Source organism: Streptomyces sp. NPDC101181 (genome assembly GCF_044767975.1).
Taxonomy (GTDB): Bacteria; Actinomycetota; Actinomycetes; order Streptomycetales; family Streptomycetaceae; genus Streptomyces.
On record NZ_JBIWOX010000036.1, the window covers coordinates 1 to 17,324 of the forward strand.

Consider the following 17,324-nt stretch of genomic DNA (forward strand, 5'->3'; position numbering starts at 1 on the left):
GGGGGGCGGGCCCCCCCCCCCGGGGGGGGGGCGCCGCCCCCCCGGGGGGCCCCGCCCCCCCCGCCGCCCCCCCCCCGGGGGGGGGGGGCGCCGCCCCCCCCCCCCCACCCCGGTCAACCGTAGTACCCGCTCCGGGGCTACTCGCCCGCGCCCGTCCGCCGGGCGACGGCGGCCTTGACCAGGCCCGCGAAGAGCGGGTGCGGGCGGGTCGGGCGGGAGCGCAGCTCCGGGTGCGCCTGGGTGGCGACGAGGTAGGGGTGGACCTCGCGCGGGTACTCGACGTACTCGACGAGCTTGTTGTCCGGGGAGGTGCCGGAGAAGACCAGTCCGGCCTTCTTCTCCAGCTCGGCGCGGTAGCCGTTGTTGACCTCGTAGCGGTGGCGGTGGCGCTCCTCGACGTACGGCTCGCCCGCGTACGCCTCGCGCACCAGGGAGCCCTCGGCCAGCTTCGCCGGGTAGAGGCCGAGCCGCATGGTGCCGCCGAGGTCGCCCGCGCCCTCGACGTACGCCAGCTGCTCCTCCATGGTCGAGATGACCGGGTGGGAGGTGGCGGCGTCGAACTCGGTGGAGTTGGCGTCGGGGATCTCGGCGAGGTTGCGCGCCGCCTCGATGACGATGCACTGGAGACCCAGGCAGAGGCCGAGGAGGGGGACCTTGTTCTCCCGGGCGTAGCGGATGGCGCCGACCTTGCCGTCGACCCCGCGCTCGCCGAAGCCGCCGGGGATGAGGATGCCGTCGACGTCGCCCAGGTGCTCGGCGGCGCCCGCGGCGGTGCGGCAGTCGTCGGAGGTGACCCACTTGACCGTGACCCGGGCCTTGTTGGCGAAGCCGCCGGCGCGCATCGCCTCGGTGACCGAGAGGTAGGCGTCGGGCAGGTCGATGTACTTGCCCACCAGCGCGACGGTGACCTCGTGGTCGGGGTTGTGCACGCGGTCCAGCAGGTCGTCCCAGGTGGTCCAGTCGACGTCCCGGAAGGGCAGGTCGAGCTTGCGCACGACGTAGGCGTCCAGGCCTTCGGTGTGCAGCACCTTGGGGATGTCGTAGATGGACTTGGCGTCGATCGCGGCGACCACGGCGGCCTCGTCGACGTCGCACATCAGCGAGATCTTGCGCTTGATGGAGGTGGGCACGTCGCGGTCGGCGCGCAGCACGATCGCGTCGGGCTGGATGCCGATGTTGCGCAGGGCGGCGACCGAGTGCTGGGTGGGCTTGGTCTTCAGCTCGCCGGAGGGGCCGATGTAGGGCAGCAGCGAGATGTGCACGACGAAGACGTTGTCCCGGCCGACCTCGTGGCGGACCTGGCGGACGGTCTCCAGGAACGGCAGGGACTCGATGTCGCCGACCGTGCCGCCGACCTCGGTGATGACGACGTCGACGTCGTCGGTGGCCATGCGGCGGATGCGGTGCTTGATCTCGTTGGTGATGTGCGGGATGACCTGGACGGTGTCGCCCAGGTACTCCCCGCGCCGCTCCTTGGCGATGACCTGGGAGTAGACCTGACCGGTCGTCACGTTGGCGGAGCCGTCGAGGTCGACGTCGAGGAAGCGCTCGTAGTGGCCGATGTCCAGGTCGGTCTCGGCGCCGTCGTTGGTGACGAACACCTCACCGTGCTGGAAGGGGTTCATCGTGCCGGGGTCGACGTTGAGATAGGGGTCGAGCTTCTGCATGGTGACCCGCAGGCCGCGCGCCTTGAGCAGGGCACCCAGGCTGGAGGCAGTCAGACCCTTGCCGAGGGAGGAGGCGACACCCCCGGTGACGAAGATGTGCTTGGTCGTCGTGGATGTGGGCTGCATAGCCAAAGGGGGCTCCCGTGGTCGCGGTTCTGAGGTGCGTACCGGCCGCCGAACCGGAGATTCCGGGGGTGCCGTCGCTGCGGTTCGGGGGGCTCGTCCGCTGTCGGGGACGACCACCGGTCCACGGGCTACCAGGGTAACAGCGACGGGGGGAGGCTGCTTCCGGCCACACCCTGCACAGCAGCCTCACATCATCCCCCCAGTGGTTTCACGCCCCACCCGATCAGCTCAGAGATGTTGCGGGGACGGTCGCGCGGATCTTCGCGGTGCGTCGTATCCTGCTCAAACACTCGCTGCCGAGACGGCCGGGCGGCGGCACCACCCAGGCCGCCCACCGGTACAGGACTCGTCGGATCTTCCCGGGTGAAAGACCCTACGACCCCCTTGACCCGCAGTAAGCGCCCCTTGACGGGGCGACATGGCCGTTCGACTGGAGACGCACGTGGCCGGGCGCATCGAGGATTACGCACTCATCGGAGACATGCAGACCGCGGCACTGGTCTGCCGGGACGGTACGGCCGACTGGCTGTGCCTACCCCGGTTCGACTCGCATGCCGTCTTCGCCGGACTGCTGGGCACCGAGGAGCACGGCTTCTGGCGGCTGGGGCCGGCGAGAGCGGAGGGAGCCGAGCCACCCAGCGCCGACCGGCGGCGGTACCGCGGGGACTCCCTCATCCTGGAATCGGAGTGGGACACCCCGCGCGGCACGGTACGTGTGACTGATTTCATGCCCCCGCGTGACGGGGCGCCGCAGCTCATCCGCATCGTGGAAGGCGTCAGCGGCCGGGTGCCGATGCGCTCGGAGCTGCGCATGAGGTTCAGCTACGGCCGGGTGACGCCGTGGGTGCACAAGGTCGACAACCGTACGGTCGCGGTCGCCGGACCGGACTCGGTCTGGCTGGACACCGAGGCGGAGACGTACGGCCGGAATCTGACCACGTATTCCGACTTCACGGTGGCCCCCGGCGACCGGGTGGCGTTCACGATCAGCTGGCAGCCCTCGCACCACGAGCCTCCCGCGCTCCCCGAGCCGGAGAACTCGCTGACGGCGACGGAGAACTTCTGGCGCGAGTGGGTCGAGCAGTGCACGTACCACGGCCCCTACCGGGAGGCCGTCGTCCGCTCCCTGATCACCCTCAAGGCCCTCACCTACGCCCCGACCGGCGGCATCGTCGCGGCGCCGACCACCTCGCTGCCCGAGGAGATCGGGGGCGTACGGAACTGGGACTACCGCTACACCTGGCTGCGGGACGCCGCGATCACCCTCTCCTCGCTGCTGCGCACGGGATACCGCGAGGAGGCCCGCGCCTGGCGCGAGTGGCTGCTGCGGGCGGTGGCGGGCGACCCGGAGAACCTCCAGATCATGTACGGCATCGCGGGCGAGCGGGAGCTGGGCGAGGCGGAGCTGGACTGGCTGCCCGGCTACGAGAACTCCTCCCCGGTCCGGGTCGGCAACGGCGCCGCCAACCAGCTCCAGCTGGATGTGTACGGCGAGGTCACCGAGGCGCTGCACCTGGCGCACATGACGGGACTGACCCGCAACGACTACGCCATGGGCCTCCAGCTCAAGCTGATCGAGTATCTGGAGAAGCACTGGGAGGAACCCGACGAGGGCATCTGGGAGGTGCGCGGCCCGCGCCGCCACTTCGTGCACTCCAAGGTGATGGCCTGGGTCGCGGTCGACCGGACGATCAAGCTGATCGAGTCGGGGGACGCGGACGGCCCGCTGGAGCGGTGGTACGAGCTGCGGGACGACATCCACCGGGACGTCTGCGAGCGCGGCTACGACAAGGAGCGCAACACCTTCACCCAGTCCTACGGGTCCAAGGAACTGGACGCCTCCCTGCTGCTCATCCCGCAGATGGGCTTCCTGCCGCCGGACGACAAGCGGGTCATCGGCACGATCGAGGCGATCCAGCGGGAGCTGTCCACGGAGGACGGCTTCATCCTGCGCTACCCCACCGAGGGTGAGGACGCGGGCGTCGACGGTCTGGAGGGCGACGAGGGCGCGTTCCTGGCCTGTTCGTTCTGGATGGCCGACGACCTCGCGATGATCGGCCGGGTCGACGAGGCGCGCCAGCTGTTCGAGAAGCTGCTGTCGCTCCGCAACGACCTGGGGCTGCTCGCGGAGGAGTGGGACTCGAACCTCCAGCGCCAGGTGGGCAACTTCCCGCAGGCGTTCAGCCATGTGCCGCTGATCGACACCGCGCTGCGGCTGACGGCGAGCGGCGCGTACGTGGGCTGACCCCGGCGTCCGGCCCGCCCCTGCGATGCGTGTCCCCCGTCCCGGGCGGTAGCGTCCCGAACAGGACGGCCGCCCGGGATCCGGGCGTGGCACAAGGGGAAGCGGGCCGGGTACGTGGAGAGGCACAGCGGGATCACCGTGCGGCGGGCGCTGGAGCTGCCGGGGCTGCGCGCCGGGCTCCCGGAGGTGGTGGCGGGCGCCGAGCGGCTGAACCGTACGGTCCGCTGGGTGCACGCGGGCGAGGTGCCGAACATCGCCTCGCTCCTCAAGGGCGGCGAACTGCTCCTGACCACCGGCCTGGGCCTGGGCGCCCGCCCCGCCGAACAGCGCGCGTTCGTCCGCCGCCTCGCCGACCGGGGCATCGCCGCCCTGGTGGTGGAGCTGGGCCCGCGCTTCGGCCGGCTGCCCGCCGCCATCGTGGAAGCCGCCCGCACCTCCGGTCTGCCCCTGGTCCAGCTGCACCGCGAGGTGCCGTTCGTCGCGGTGACCGAGGAGGTGCACACCGAGATCGTCAACGGGCACTACGCGCTGCTCCAGCAGGCGGAGGAGGTGCACCGGCACGCGACCCGGGCGCTGCTCGACGGCGGCGGGGTGCCGCAGGTCCTCGGCATCCTCGCCGACTTCACCGCCAACCCGGTCTTCCTGGAGACACCCGACGGCCAGTTGCTGTACGCGGCGTCCACGGGCACCGGCCCGGTGGGGGCGGACCCGCTCCAGGTGTGGGAGGGGCTGCGGGGCGACCGGGCGGCCCGGGAGAGCCCGCCGTCGGGCGCGCTCCTGGTGGACGTACCGGGCGGCGGTCCGGAGACCGGGGCGCTGCGGGCGCGGCTGGTGCTCCTCGCGGTGGCCGGGCCGCTGGCGACCGTGCACCGGATGGCGGCGGAGCGGGCGGCGGGCCTCCTCGCGGTGGTCCTGATGCAGGCCCGGCAGGAGGAGGAGCTGGCCGCCCGGGGCCGGGGCGACTTCCTGACCGACCTCGCGGAGGGCCGGATCGCCCCGGAGGACGCCCCCGCCCAGGCCCGGGTCCTCGGCTTCCGGCCCGGCGGCACCCCGCTGCTCCCGGTCGTCATGCGACTGGCGCCCGAGCTGTCCCCGTCCGGCAACTGGGCCCTGCTGGCCCGCGCGGTGCTGGAGGAGCTGGCCCCGGTCGGTGTGCCGGTGCTGCTGGGGGTGCGGCCGGTCGAGGGGCGGGTGCCGCTGCTGCTCGGGCTGCGCTCGGAGGGGGAGCGCACGGCGGTCGCGGACCGGGTGGCGGCGGCGCTGCGGGCGGGCGTGGAGCGGGCGGGCCTCGACCGCGCCGGCGCCCACCCGCCGGTGGTCGTGGTCGGTGTCGCGGGCGGCTGGGCGGCGGCGGGCGCGGGGCTGCGGCACGCAGCGGAGACGGCGACGGCCGCGCAGGGCCTGGACGACCGGCCCTGGTACGACGCCCGGCGCCTGGACATCGACCTGCTGCTGTGGCGGCTGCGGGACCACCCGGACCTGGCGGCGTTCGTGAACCGGGCGATCGGGCCGCTGCGCGAGCACGACCGCGTCTCGCGCCCGCCGCTGCTCCCGACGCTCCAGGCGTATCTGGCGCACGCGGGCCGCAAGGCGGAGACCGCCCGCGAGCTGCACCTCAACCGCCAGACGCTCTACAACCGGCTGGCCCGGATCGGTGAGCTGCTGGGCACGGACCTGGACGACCCGCAGACGGTGCTGGCGCTCAGCCTGGCGCTGCGGGCCCGCCGTCACACCGCGTAGGCCACCGGGTCAGCGGTCGCGCGCTGTCGGCTGGGCCAACTCGTCGTACACGCTGAGGACCTGGGCGATGGTGTCGTCCTCCGTGGGCCAGCCCGCCGCCTGAGCCCGCCCGGCCTCGGTGAGCCGGTCCCGCGCCCCGGGGTCCCCGAGCAGCCGCACGACCGTGCGGGCGAGCGCCTCGGCGTTGCCGTACGGGACCAGTTCGGCGGCCCGGCCGACCAGTTCGGGGGTGCCGCCGACGGCGGTGGCGACCAGCGGTACGCCCGCCCGCAGCGCTTCCTGCGCCAGCAGGGAGCGGCCCTCCCACCGGCTGGGCAGCAGGGCCAGATCGGCGGCGGCGAGCAGGTCCCCCACGTCGTCCCGGCGTCCGACGAGGCAGACCGGCAGCTCCTCTTCGTGGATCCGCCGGTGCAGGGCGGCACGGTCGCGCCCCTCCCCCGCGACGACGAGCAGCGGCAGGGGGTCCAGGCGACGCCAGAGGCGGGCCGCGTCCAGCAGGGTGGCGAAGCCGTGGTGCGGGACGAGGCTGCCCACGGCCACCAGCAACGGCCTTCCGACCGCGCCCAGTTCGGCCCTGATCTTGCCGGTGGGGACGGCTGCGGCCAGGCGCGGGAGCGGTGCCGCCACCGGGGCGAGGCGAGCGTCACGGGCCCCTCGCTCCCGGGCCCGGTCCACCAGGTCCGACGAGGGGGCGAGGACGACGGCCGCCGCCCGTGCGGCACGGCGTTCCAGCAGGTGCAGGATCTGGCGGCGGGCGCCCTCCGCGTACCGCCGGGTGTGCCAGGTCATGACCAGCGGCACGTCCCGCCCGCTCAGCGCGAGGGCGGTACGGGAGGCCGCGTGCAGCCCGTGGGCGTGGACCAGGTCCGCTCCGGCGCAGGCGGCCCGGAGCGCGGCGACGGCGGCCGGGTCGCTGCGCCGGGGGACGGGAAGGAAACGGGCTCCGGTCGCGGTGAAGTCGTAGGCGCGGTCCACGGCTTCCGGGGCGCAGACGCTCACGTCGACCCCGCGCGCGACGAGCCCGGCGGCCAGCGAGCCGACGTGCGCGCTGCTGCCCGCACTGCCGCCGCCCAGGACTTGGACCGTACGCAGCTGTGACACGTTGACTGGCTCCCCAAGATCGCCTGGTCGGCGGAAAGTACAGCGCCAAGGATGCCATTGCGTAGGCGCGTTCCGGGACCGGCGGAACGTTGCTGCGGCGTCGACGACGGCAACCGGCCACGCGGCACCACCCTCACGGGTGAACGAACGGGCGCGCTGTTGCCGCCCGGGGCTCTCGCCGTCCGGCCGGGCCCGGCGTCCGCGGTGCGGGCCGGAGGCGGCGGCCTCCGGCCCGCACCGCCGCGCGTCACCGCGTCGGCGCTAGGCGTCCTTGCGCGCCGTCGCCAGCAGCTCCTCGGCGTGGGCGCGGGCCGTCTCGGAGTCCTCCTGGCCCGCCAGCATCCGGGACAGCTCCCGGACCCGGTCCTCGCCCTCCAGGACCGTGACACCGCTGCGGGTCACCGAGCCGTCCACGGTCTTCTCGACCAGCAACTGCCGGTCCGCGAAGGCCGCCACCTGCGGCAGGTGGGTCACGACGACCACCTGCGCCGACCTGGCGAGCTTCGCCAGGCGCCGCCCGACCTCGACCGCCGCCTTGCCGCCGACACCCGCGTCGACCTCGTCGAAGAGATACGTCGGCACGGGGTCGGAACCGGCGAAGACGACCTCCACCGCGAGCATCACCCGGGACAGCTCACCGCCCGAAGCGCCCTTGGCGATCGGCCGGGGCTGGGCCCCCGGGTGCGGGGCGAGCAGCAGTTCCACCTCGTCGGCGCCCGAAGGGCCGTAGACGACGCTGCGGCCGCCGACGTCGATGCCGGACGCCTCGTCCGCCGCCTCGGTCTGCCCGATGGCGAAGGAGACCCGGGCGTGCGGCATCGCCAGCGAGGCCAGCTCCTCGGTCACCGCCTCCGCGAACCGGGCCGCCGCCTCCGTGCGCGCGTCGGTCAACGCCTGCCCGAGCGCCGAGAGTTCGGCCCGCAGCGCGTCCCGTTCGGCGGTCAGCTCGCCGATCCGCTCGTCGTCGCCCTCCAGCTCGGTGAGCCGGTTCGCGCCCTCCTGCGCCCAGGCCAGTACGGTCGCGATGTCCTCGCCGTACTTGCGGGTCAGGGCGGTCAGGGCCGCCCGGCGCTCCTCCACGGCGGCCAGCCGCAGCGGATCGGCGTCGAGCTGGTCCGCGTACCCGGCCAGCTCGCCGGAGACGTCGGCGAGCAGGATGGAGATCTCTCCGACCCGGTCGGCCAGCGCGGCCAGGGCGGGATCGTGGGCCCGCACCCCGTCCAGGGCCTGCCCGGCGGCGGCGACGACCGTGGTGGCGTCGATGCTCTCCGGGTCCTCGGGGTTGCCCGCCAGCGCGGTGTGGGCGAGGGAGGCGGCCGAGGCGAGTGCCTCGGCGTGCCCGAGCCGTTCCGCTTCGGCGGCCAGCTCGGTGTCCTCGCCCGGCAGGGGTTCGACGGCGGCCACCTCGTCCAGCCCGAAGCGCAGCAGATCCGCCTCCTGGGCCCGCTCCCGCGCCCGGGTGGTCAGCTCCTCCAGCTCAACGGCGACGGCCCGCAGCCGCCGGTAGGCCGCCGCGTACTTCGTGTGCGGGACCTCCACCCCGTCCCCGGCGTACCGGTCCAGGGCTCCGCGCTGCCGCGCGGGCTTCAGCAGCCCCTGCTGGTCGGTCTGCCCGTGGACGGCGACGAGGTCGTCCGCCAGCTCGGTGAGGACCCCCACCGGCACGGATCTGCCGCCGAGGTGGGCCCGGGAACGTCCTTCGGCCGAAACGGTACGGCTGATGAGCAGCGCGCCGTCGTCCAGTTCCGCCCCGGCCTCCTCAGCCCGCAGCACCGCCGCGTCGCCCTCGGACACGGTGATCCGGCCCTCGACGACCGCGGACTTGGCGCCGACCCTTACGAGGGCGGGGTCGGCGCGCCCGCCGAGCAGCAGCCCGAGGCTCGTCACGACCATGGTCTTGCCCGCACCGGTCTCACCCGTCACCGCGGTGAAGCCGGGTGACAGCTCCACCACAGCGTCGTCGATGACTCCGAGCGACCGTATCCGCATCTCCTCCAACACGGACACGACCTTACGAGGTCCCGGGCCGGACGCGCGACGGCCCCCGCTCCCGGATTCACTCTCCCGAGCGTCCCGGACACCGCGCGGGCCGCCGGACCACCCCGGTGGCCGCCCCGTCAGTGCGGCAGACCCCGCCACCCCGAGACCGGCAGCGCGAACTTCGCGACCAGCCGGTCGGTGAACGAGGCCTGGTGCAGCCGCGCCAGCCGTACGGGCACTGCCCCGCGCCGCACCTCCACCCGGGCTCCGGAGGGCAGCTCTACGGTCCTTCGCCCGTCGCACCACAGCACCCCGTGCGGGGTGTGCGGCTGGACCTCGACGGCGAGCACCGAGGACGGCGAGGTCACCAGCGGCTTGGCGAACAGGGCGTGAGCGCTGATCGGGACCATCAGCAGCGCCTCGACCTCCGGCCAGACGACGGGCCCGCCCGCCGAGAAGGCGTACGCGGTCGAACCGGTCGGCGTCGCGCAGACGATCCCGTCACAGCCGAACCCGGTGACCGGACGCCCGTCGATCTCCAGGACCACTTCCAGCATCCGCTCGGGCGAGACCTTCTGCACGGCCGCCTCGTTGAGCGCCCAGTCGGTGTGCACGACGTCGCCGTTGCTGTGCACGAGGACGTCGATCGTCATGCGTTCCTCGACGTCGTAGTCACGGGTGACGACCCGCGCGACCACCTGATCGAGGTCGTCGCGTTCCGCCTCCGCGAGGAAGCCGACACGTCCGAGGTTGACGCCGAGCATCGGCACCCCCGAGGCGCGGGAGAACTCCGCGCCGCGCAGCAGGGTGCCGTCACCGCCGAGGACGATCAGCAGCTCGCAGCCGTCCACGGCCGCCGGGCTGGTGTCGGTGACCGTCTCGACGGCCTCCGGCAGCGGCAGGTCGGCCGCCTCGGTCGCCAGGACCCGCACGCCCAGCCCGTTGTACAGCAGCTTCTGCACGACCAGTTCGGCGCTGCGGATCGCGGCCGGCCGGCCGGTGTGCGCGAGAAGGAAGACTGTTCGTGCCGGATCGGTCGTCACATTCGTCGTCAACGGGGTCCCTCCGCCACTGCGCGGTCGACATCCGCGGGATCCAGCTCGGGTGCGCCGGCCCGCAGCCACAGAAAGTACTCGACGTTGCCCGATGGGCCGGGCAGCGGACTGGCCGTCACCGCGCGCACCCCGAGGCCCAGGCCCCAGGCCCGGCGGGCCACGTCCCGTACCGCCCCGGCGCGCAGCTCCGGGCTCCGCACCACCCCGCCGCTGCCGAGCCGTTCCCTGCCCACCTCGAACTGCGGCTTGACCATGAGGACCAGGTCGGCGCCGGGCGCCGCGCACCGGGCGAGGGCGGGCAGCACCAGGCCCAGCGGGATGAAGGACAGGTCCCCCACCACCAGGTCCACCACCTCCCCGTCGATGTCCGCCGGGGTCAACTCCCGCACGTTGGTACGGTCCTTGACGACGACCCGCTCGTCGGACCGCAGCGACCAGGCCAGCTGCCCGTACCCGACGTCGACGGCGACGACCTGCCGGGCGCCCGCGCGCAGCAGCACATCGGTGAACCCTCCGGTCGACGCCCCGGCGTCCAGCGCGCGCCGCCCCTCGACGGCGAGACCGAGCGGGACGAAGGCGGCGAGCGCCCCGGCGAGCTTGTGCCCGCCGCGCGAGACGTACTCGGGGTCGGCCTCGTCCTCGGTGACGACGATCGCGGCGGCCGTCTCGACCTGGGTGGCGGGTTTGGTCGCGGTGGTGCGGCCCACGGTGACCCGCCCCGCGGCGATCAGCTGGCTCGCGTGCTCGCGTGAGCGGGCGAGCTTGCGACGTACCAGCTCGGCGTCGAGGCGGCGACGTGCCACTCCTGCCACGTTCGGTTCAGCTCCTGTGGTCGTGCGTGCGGTCGTACGCGGGCGGGGCCGGGGTCCCGGACGGCCCGGGAACGGCGGGACGGCCGTCCAGCGAGGTCAGCGCGGACCTGAGCCCGCCGTGTACATCCTCGTACACCGCGATGTGCCCGTCCGCCGGGAGGTGGTCCGCGTCCGCCAGACGCTCCAGCAGCCCGTCGACCTCGTCGCGGCCGGTGGGGGTGCGTCCGACGCCCAGCGGCGCGGGCTCGGCGGGCTCGGAGGAGGGCGGCTCCCCCTCTCCGGCCCCGGGCAGGCCCTGCGCGTCCTGCGGGGCGTCCGGCTCCCCGGGCGTGCTCACGGGCGGGGTCCGCGTCTCGGGCGTCCCCGTCTCCGGCATCCAGTCGCTCATGCCGAAACGCTACATCGGCGGGCCGGTGTACGGTCGAGCACGATGGCGACCTTGACGGAGTGCCGCAGCGCACTGAGAAGACTCTCCGACAACCTCGCGGCGGCCGACGGCGACGTGCGCGGCGCCGCTGCCCTGGACCGCTCGCTGAGCTGTCACATCAGGGACCTCGACGTCACGTTCACCGGCCGCCTGACCGACGGCCGGATCGAGGTGCGGGACACGGTCGAGGGCCCGCCGCGCGAGAAGGCCGAGATCAGGCTCGCGATGACGGGGGACGACCTGGTCGCGCTGGTGGACGGCGACCTGAACTTCGCGAAGGCGTGGACCTCGGGCCGGGTACGCCTGGAGGCGGGCTTCAGGGACCTCCTGAAGCTGAGATCCCTGCTGTAGCCGACCGCCCCCCGGGGCCCGACAGGCCCCGGGCAGCCCCGGCCTCAGGTATCAGGCCGCCCCGGCCTTGACCTCGGTCGTACCGGCGGCGGCCACCGCGCTCCGGCGCGCCTTCCGGGCGGCGGGGACGACGAGCGGCGTACCGGTTTCGGGGTCGTCGATCACCTGGCACCGCATACCGAAGACCCGCTCGACCAGTTCGGCGTCGACCACGTCCGACGGCGCCCCCTCGGCGACGATCGCCCCGTCCCGCATCGCGATGAGGTGCGTGGCGTACCGCGCGGCGTGGTTCAGGTCGTGCAGCACGGCCACCAGCGTGCGCCCCTGGGTCTCGTGCAGCTCCGCGCAGAGATCCAGTACGTCGATCTGGTGCTGGATGTCGAGGTACGTCGTCGGCTCGTCGAGCAGCAGCAGCGGGGTCTGCTGGGCCAGCGCCATGGCGATCCAGACCCGCTGGCGCTGACCGCCCGAGAGCTCGTCGACGTAGCGCTGGGCCAGCTCGGCCACCCCGGTCGACTCCATCGACTCCTGGACCACCCGCTCGTCCTCCGGGGACCACTGCCGCAGCAGCCCCTGGTGGGGGTAGCGGCCGCGGGCGACGAGGTCGGCGACGGTGATCCCGTCCGGGGCTATGGACGACTGCGGCAGCAGCCCCAGCGTCCGGGCGACCTTCTTGGCGGGCAGCTGGTGGATGGTCTGCCCGTCCAGCAGCACCTGCCCCCGGCTCGGCTTCAGCATCCGGGCGAGGGCACGCAGCAGAGTCGACTTGCCGCAGGCGTTGGGCCCGACGATGACGGTGAAGGAGTTGTCGGGAACCTCCACCGACAGGTCCTCGGTGATGACCCGCTGGTCGTAGCCGAGGGTCAGCGATTCCGCGCTGAGGCGCTGCATGGTCGTACTCCCGGAGGTGAAAGGGGTGTCCGGCGGACCAGGGCCGGGCGGACCACCGGCCGAGGCCAAGTTAGGCTAGCCTACCTTTCCCGCCGGTACGGAGGGCGCGGCCCTGTCCGCACACCGAGCGCGCCCCGTCCGTACGCGGAGTGCGGCCACCGTCCGTACGGCGATCGCGGCCCCGGCCCTGCGTGGAGTGCGATCCCGTCCGAACGCGGAGCGCGGCCCCGTCCGTGCGCGGGGTGCGGCCACCGTCCGTACGCCGACCGCGCCCCCGCTACAGCCCCAGCCGGGCGAGGGCCTTCCCGGCGTCCCGCTCGCACACGCCGTCCCCGGCAGAGGTCCACGCGGCACCGCAGAGCGCCCGGAGTCCGTCGAGCGGTTCCCCCTCGCCCTCCAGGGTCAGCCCGTCCCCGCGCGCGGCGGCCGTCCAGCCCCCGCAGCGGTGGGCGTCACCGGCCGGCGTCACCTCGGGCTGCCCGGTCAGCAGCCCCCGCAGGTCGCGGTCCACATAGGTCGGCCGGTGCCGCGGCGGAGCGGCGAGCAGCTGGGCGGCGTCGGCCACCCCGGTGAGGACCAGAAGCGAGTCCACGCCCCCGTTGAACGCGCCCTCGATGTCCGTGTCCAGCCGGTCCCCGACGACGAGCGGCCGCCGCGCCCCGGTCCGCAGCACGGTCTCCCGGTGCATCGGCGGCAGCGGCTTCCCGGCCACCTGCGGCTCGGCCCCGGTCGCGATCCGGACCACCTCGACGGCGGCCCCGTTGCCGGGCGCGATCCCCCGGGCGCTCGGAATGGTCAGGTCGGTGTTGGACGCGAACCACGGCAGCCCGCGCCGGATCGCGTAACTCGCCTCGGCGAACCGCCCCCACGGCAGGTCCGGCCCGCCGTACCCCTGGACGACGGCCACCGGGTCGTCGTCCGCCGACTCCACCGGCTCCAGCCCGCGCTCGCGCAGCGCGACCCGCAGCCCCTCGCCGCCGATGAGCAGCACACGTGCACCCGGCGGCAGTTGACCGGCGGCGAGCCGGGCGACCGCCTGGGCCGAGGTGATCACGTCGGAGGGTGCGGCGGGCACCCCCAGCTCCGTCAGGTGCTCCGCCACCGCGTCCGGGGTCCGCAGCGCGTTGTTGGTGACGTAGGCGAGGTGCATGCCTCCGGCCCGCGCGGCGGTCAGCGAGTCCACGGCGTGCCCGATGGCCTCCCCGCCCGCGTACACGACCCCGTCCAGATCGAGGAGAGCCGTGTCGTACGCCTCGCTCAGCGGCGCGCTGCTCCCCGACGGCCGGGACCTGTCCTGCTGGTGGCTCATATGCCTTGCTCCTCTTTGCTCTGCGTCTGCCCCGATCATCGCGTATGCCCCCTGCACACATACGATGCCCTGATGAACACTTCAGGCCCCGTCGGCCAGGGGCTGCGGCTGATCCCGTTCCGCGGACTGCGCTACGACCCCGAACGCGTCGGGAGCCTCGCCGCCGTGACCTCTCCGCCGTACGACGTGGTCGTCCGGCCGGACGGGCTGCACCATCTGGAGTCCGCGGATCCGCACAACATCGTGCGCCTCATCCTCCCCCAGGCCGACACCGCCCGGGACCGGCACCGGCAGGCGGCCGCCACCCTGGACCGCTGGCTGGCCGAGGGGGTCATCACCGCGGATCCGGCGCCTGCGCTCTACGTCTACGAGCAGCGGAACGACGAGATCCTCCAGCGGGGCCTGATCGGCGCCCTGGCGCTCTCCCCGGCCTCCGAAGGCATCGTGCTCCCGCACGAGGACGTCATGGACGACGTGGTGGCGGACCGCGCGGAGCTGATGCGCACCACGGGGGCCCATCTGGAGCCGCTGCTGCTGACCTACCGCGGCGACGCCGCCGCACCCGACGGGACACCGACCGGCGCTGCGGCGGTGATCGAGCGCGCGACCGGCCGGGAACCGCTGCTCGCCACCACGACGGAGGACGGCTTCCGGCACCGGCTGTGGGCCGTGACGGACCCGGCCGAGCGGACCGAGGCCGAAACCGACCTCGCCCGGTACCAGGCGCTCATCGCGGACGGCCACCACCGCTGGGCCACCTACCTCCGGCTCCAGCGGGAACGGACCGCCCCCGGCCCGTGGGACTACGGCCTCGTGCTCCTGGTCGACACGGCCCGCCACCCTCTCCAGGTCCGCGCGATCCACCGTCTGCTGCGCACCCTGCCGGTCCCCCGGGTCCTGGAGGCGCTGACCGGCAGCTTCCGGGTCACCCCGGTCGACGGGCCGCTCCCCCGGGCCCTCGACGCCCTCGCCTCGGCGGCCGCCGAGGGCAACGCGTTCCTCCTGGCGGGCGACGGCGGCTTCCACCTGGTGGACCGCCCCGACCCGGCTCTGCTGGAGCGGAGCATCCGCCCGGACCGTCCCGCCGCCTGGCGCACCCTGGACGCGACGGTCCTGCACTCAACCCTGCTCGACGAGGTGTGGCGGATCCCCGACGCACCCGAGCACATCGGCTACATCCACGACACGTCGGCAGCCGTCGAGCAGGCCGAACGCCTCGGCGCGACGGCGGTGCTGATGCATCCGGTACGCGAAGAGGTCGTCCGGGAGCTGGCCCGGCAGGGCGTCACCATGCCCCGCAAGTCGACCTCGTTCGGCCCGAAGCCCGCGACGGGCCTGGTGATGCGGAGTCTCACCGTCGAATGAGAGCCGGCCTGCGCCGAGCACGCCGAAGGGGGCGGTACTCCACGACCGGGAGTACCGCCCCCTTCACCCATCAACCGACCGGCTACCCCCTGGCGGGACCGTCCTCGTCGGCGTCACCGTCGTCGTCGCGGCGCACCGGGGCCTCGGCATCGAGACCGGCGACGTCGTCGGCCTCGTCGTCACCGAGGGCGTCCACGAACTCCACACCGTCCAGCTCGGCCAGCCGGTCGGACGCGTCCGTGGTGCCGTCCTTGTCGGCCTCCAGCGCCTTGCCGAACCACTCCCGTGCCTCGTCCTCGCGCCCGGCGGCCAGCAGCGCGTCCGCGTACGCGTAACGGAGCCGCGGCGTCCACGGCTGGACGGAACTGGAGGCCAGCTCGGGGCTCTGGAGCGTCACGATCGCGGCGTCGATCTGCCCCATGTCCCGGCGGGCGCCGGCAGCCACCAACCGCATCTCGACCTGTCCGGCCTTGTCCAGCTTCTGCACCTCGGGCTCCCCGGCCATGGCCAACGCACGCTCGGGCCGCCCGAGCCCGCGCTCGCAGTCCGCCATGACGGGCCACAGCTCCACGGACCCGGTCATCCGCCGCGCGGCCCGGAACTCCGCGAGCGCCTCGGCGTACCTCTGCGTGGCGTACGCCGCGAACCCGGCGGCCTCCCGCACCGCGGCCACCCGCGAGGCCAGCCGCAGAGCGATACGGGAGTACCCGTACGCCTCCTCGGGGTCCTCGTCGATCAGCCGGGCCACCATGACGAGGTTGCGCGCGACATCCTCGGCCAGGGTCTTCGGCAGGCTCATCAGCTCCTGGCGCACGTCCTTGTCGATCTCGTCGCCGGTGACGTCGTCGGGAATCGGCAGCCGCTTGATCGGCTCCCGGTCACGGTCCCGCTCGTCCCGCCCGCGGAAGCCACCCCGGTCCCGGTCGTCGCGCTGCCCGCCGCGGTATCCCCCGCGGTCCCGGTCACGGTCCCGGTCGTCCCGCCGGAAGCCGCCACCGCCGCCTCGGTTGTCATCGCGCCGGAAGCCGCCGCCGGAGGGGCGGCGGTCGTCGTCGCGACGGGGGCCACGCGGCCGGTCGTCACGCCGGTCGAAGCCGCCACCGGGACGACCGCCCCGATCATCACGCTGCTGACCACCGCGATACCCACCACGATCATCATCCCGCCGGAACCCACGATCCCGATCCCGGTCACGGTCATCACGACGGAAGCTGGGCCGGTCGTCGTCGCGGCGGGGACCACGCGGCCGGTCGTCACGCCGATCGAACCCACCATCGGGGCGACCACCCCGGCTGTCGTCGCGCCGGAAGCCGCCACCGTAGGACCGGTCGTCATCGCGGCGGAACCCACCGCCGGAGGGGCGGCGGTCGTCCTCGCGACGCGGCCCGCGCGGCCGGTCGTCACGCCGGTCGAAGCCGCCACCGGGACGACCACCCCGATCATCACGCTGCTGATCACCGCGATACCCACCACGGTCATCATCCCGCCGGAACCCACGATCCCGGTCACGGTCCCGATCCCGGTCGTCACGACGGAAACCGCCACCGCGATGGTCGTCCCGCCGGAAACCGGAGGGGCGGTTGTCGTCACGCCGGAAACCGCCACCGGAGCCGCCGCCCCGGTTGTCATCGCGACGGAATCCGGAAGGCCGGTTGTCGTCGCGTCGGAAGCCGCCACCGCTGGGCCGGTCGTCGTCACGACGGGGCCCGCGCGGCCGGTCATCGCGCCGGTCGAAGCCGCCACCGGGACGACCACCCCGGTCATCACGCTGCTGACCACCGCGATACCCACCACGGTCATCATCCCGCCGAAATCCCCCGCCGGAGGGGCGACGGTCGTCACGACGCGGCCCCCGGTCACGGTCCCGGTCGTCGCGCCGGAAGCCCCCACGGTCGTTGTCCCGACGGTCGTTGTCACGCCGAGGCCTGTCGGCACCGGGACGGTCGTCACGACCACCGCGGTAACCGCCCCTGTCACCGCTGTCCCGGCGACGCGGCTCGCGCTCCGGACGATCGTCGGGAGAGTTGGTGGACATCGGTGTGACTCCTGTCGTCGGGTACCACAGACATTCTCGCGCAGCCGACCATCCGACGCGCTTCGGAAAAACAAAAAAGGACCCCTGGTCCCAGCATGAACGCTGGGACCAGGGGTCCTTGAAAGATTGTTCGGCGGCGTCCTACTCTCCCACAGGGTCCCCCCTGCAGTACCATCGGCGCTGAAAGGCTTAGCTTCCGGGTTCGGAATGTAACCGGGCG

Annotated in this window: 13 protein-coding genes and 1 rRNA gene; 4 read left to right on the forward strand and 10 right to left on the reverse strand. The window is 73.7% G+C overall.

Annotated features, from left to right (window positions below):
• Positions 1-137: 137 nt before the first annotated feature.
• Positions 138-1,793, reverse strand: coding sequence for a CTP synthase (locus ACIRRU_RS30170; protein ID WP_403685625.1), 1,656 nt, complete (start codon positions 1,791-1,793; stop codon positions 138-140).
• Between the two features lie 442 nt (positions 1,794-2,235).
• Here ACIRRU_RS30170 and ACIRRU_RS30175 point away from each other — a divergent pair, with 442 nt between their 5' ends.
• On the forward strand, positions 2,236-4,038 hold the full coding sequence (locus tag ACIRRU_RS30175) for a glycoside hydrolase family 15 protein (protein WP_403685640.1): 1,803 nt from the start codon (positions 2,236-2,238) through the stop codon (positions 4,036-4,038).
• A 114-nt stretch (positions 4,039-4,152) separates the two neighbouring features.
• Entirely contained in the window at positions 4,153-5,778 is a 1,626-nt protein-coding gene (locus ACIRRU_RS30180) for a PucR family transcriptional regulator (RefSeq protein WP_403685627.1), read from the forward strand.
• Positions 5,779-5,787: 9 nt separating this feature from the next.
• On the opposite strand, the gene ACIRRU_RS30185 is transcribed toward ACIRRU_RS30180, so the two are convergent.
• From ACIRRU_RS30185 to ACIRRU_RS30205, 5 genes are all read right to left on the reverse strand, one after another.
• Positions 5,788-6,879, reverse strand: a complete 1,092-nt coding sequence (locus ACIRRU_RS30185) for a glycosyltransferase family 4 protein (RefSeq protein WP_403685628.1) — start codon at positions 6,877-6,879, stop codon at positions 5,788-5,790.
• 261 nt (positions 6,880-7,140) lie between these two features.
• Entirely contained in the window at positions 7,141-8,886 is a 1,746-nt protein-coding gene (gene recN / locus ACIRRU_RS30190) for a DNA repair protein RecN (RefSeq protein WP_403685630.1), read from the reverse strand.
• Between the two features lie 110 nt (positions 8,887-8,996).
• Positions 8,997-9,902, reverse strand: coding sequence for an NAD kinase (locus tag ACIRRU_RS30195; protein WP_363205263.1), 906 nt, complete (start codon positions 9,900-9,902; stop codon positions 8,997-8,999).
• An 8-nt stretch (positions 9,903-9,910) separates the two neighbouring features.
• On the reverse strand, positions 9,911-10,726 hold the full coding sequence (locus ACIRRU_RS30200) for a TlyA family RNA methyltransferase (RefSeq protein ID WP_403685631.1): 816 nt from the start codon (positions 10,724-10,726) through the stop codon (positions 9,911-9,913).
• A gap of 7 nt (positions 10,727-10,733) precedes the next feature.
• Complete coding sequence (locus ACIRRU_RS30205) at positions 10,734-11,114, reverse strand: hypothetical protein (protein WP_403685633.1); 381 nt, start codon at positions 11,112-11,114, stop codon at positions 10,734-10,736.
• Positions 11,115-11,156: 42 nt separating this feature from the next.
• Between ACIRRU_RS30205 and ACIRRU_RS30210 the strand changes: the two genes are divergently transcribed.
• Positions 11,157-11,504, forward strand: a complete 348-nt coding sequence (locus tag ACIRRU_RS30210; RefSeq protein ID WP_363205233.1) for an SCP2 sterol-binding domain-containing protein — start codon at positions 11,157-11,159, stop codon at positions 11,502-11,504.
• A 51-nt stretch (positions 11,505-11,555) separates the two neighbouring features.
• On the opposite strand, the gene ACIRRU_RS30215 is transcribed toward ACIRRU_RS30210, so the two are convergent.
• Both ACIRRU_RS30215 and ACIRRU_RS30220 read right to left on the reverse strand, forming a co-directional pair.
• A complete protein-coding gene (locus tag ACIRRU_RS30215) occupies positions 11,556-12,395 on the reverse strand; it encodes an ABC transporter ATP-binding protein (RefSeq protein ID WP_363205232.1) in 840 nt (279 codons plus the stop codon).
• 277 nt (positions 12,396-12,672) lie between these two features.
• On the reverse strand, positions 12,673-13,704 hold the full coding sequence (locus tag ACIRRU_RS30220; protein ID WP_403685635.1) for an HAD-IIA family hydrolase: 1,032 nt from the start codon (positions 13,702-13,704) through the stop codon (positions 12,673-12,675).
• Between the two features lie 72 nt (positions 13,705-13,776).
• Between ACIRRU_RS30220 and ACIRRU_RS30225 the strand changes: the two genes are divergently transcribed.
• Positions 13,777-15,069 carry a DUF1015 domain-containing protein gene (locus ACIRRU_RS30225; RefSeq protein WP_403685637.1) on the forward strand — a complete coding sequence of 431 codons (1,293 nt, stop codon included), beginning with the start codon at positions 13,777-13,779 and terminating at the stop codon, positions 15,067-15,069.
• Between the two features lie 82 nt (positions 15,070-15,151).
• On the opposite strand, the gene ACIRRU_RS30230 is transcribed toward ACIRRU_RS30225, so the two are convergent.
• Together ACIRRU_RS30230 and rrf are read right to left on the reverse strand one after the other, a co-directional pair.
• Positions 15,152-15,868, reverse strand: coding sequence for a tetratricopeptide repeat protein (locus ACIRRU_RS30230; RefSeq protein WP_403685638.1), 717 nt, complete (start codon positions 15,866-15,868; stop codon positions 15,152-15,154).
• Between the two features lie 1,364 nt (positions 15,869-17,232).
• Positions 17,233-17,324 (reverse strand): 5S ribosomal RNA (gene rrf, locus ACIRRU_RS30235); the annotation flags it as partial.

Excerpts from the sequence above, each read along its gene's own strand:
- ACIRRU_RS30170 (WP_403685625.1), bottom strand. The coding sequence starts at position 1,793 with ATGCAGCCCACATCCACGACGACCAAGCACATCTTCGTCACCGGGGGT.
- ACIRRU_RS30205 (WP_403685633.1), bottom strand. The coding sequence starts at position 11,114 with ATGAGCGACTGGATGCCGGAGACGGGGACGCCCGAGACGCGGACCCCG.
- ACIRRU_RS30210 (WP_363205233.1), top strand. The coding sequence starts at position 11,157 with ATGGCGACCTTGACGGAGTGCCGCAGCGCACTGAGAAGACTCTCCGAC.
- ACIRRU_RS30215 (WP_363205232.1), bottom strand. The coding sequence starts at position 12,395 with ATGCAGCGCCTCAGCGCGGAATCGCTGACCCTCGGCTACGACCAGCGG.
- ACIRRU_RS30220 (WP_403685635.1), bottom strand. The coding sequence starts at position 13,704 with ATGAGCCACCAGCAGGACAGGTCCCGGCCGTCGGGGAGCAGCGCGCCG.
- ACIRRU_RS30225 (WP_403685637.1), top strand. The coding sequence starts at position 13,777 with ATGAACACTTCAGGCCCCGTCGGCCAGGGGCTGCGGCTGATCCCGTTC.
- ACIRRU_RS30230 (WP_403685638.1), bottom strand. The coding sequence starts at position 15,868 with ATGAGCCTGCCGAAGACCCTGGCCGAGGATGTCGCGCGCAACCTCGTC.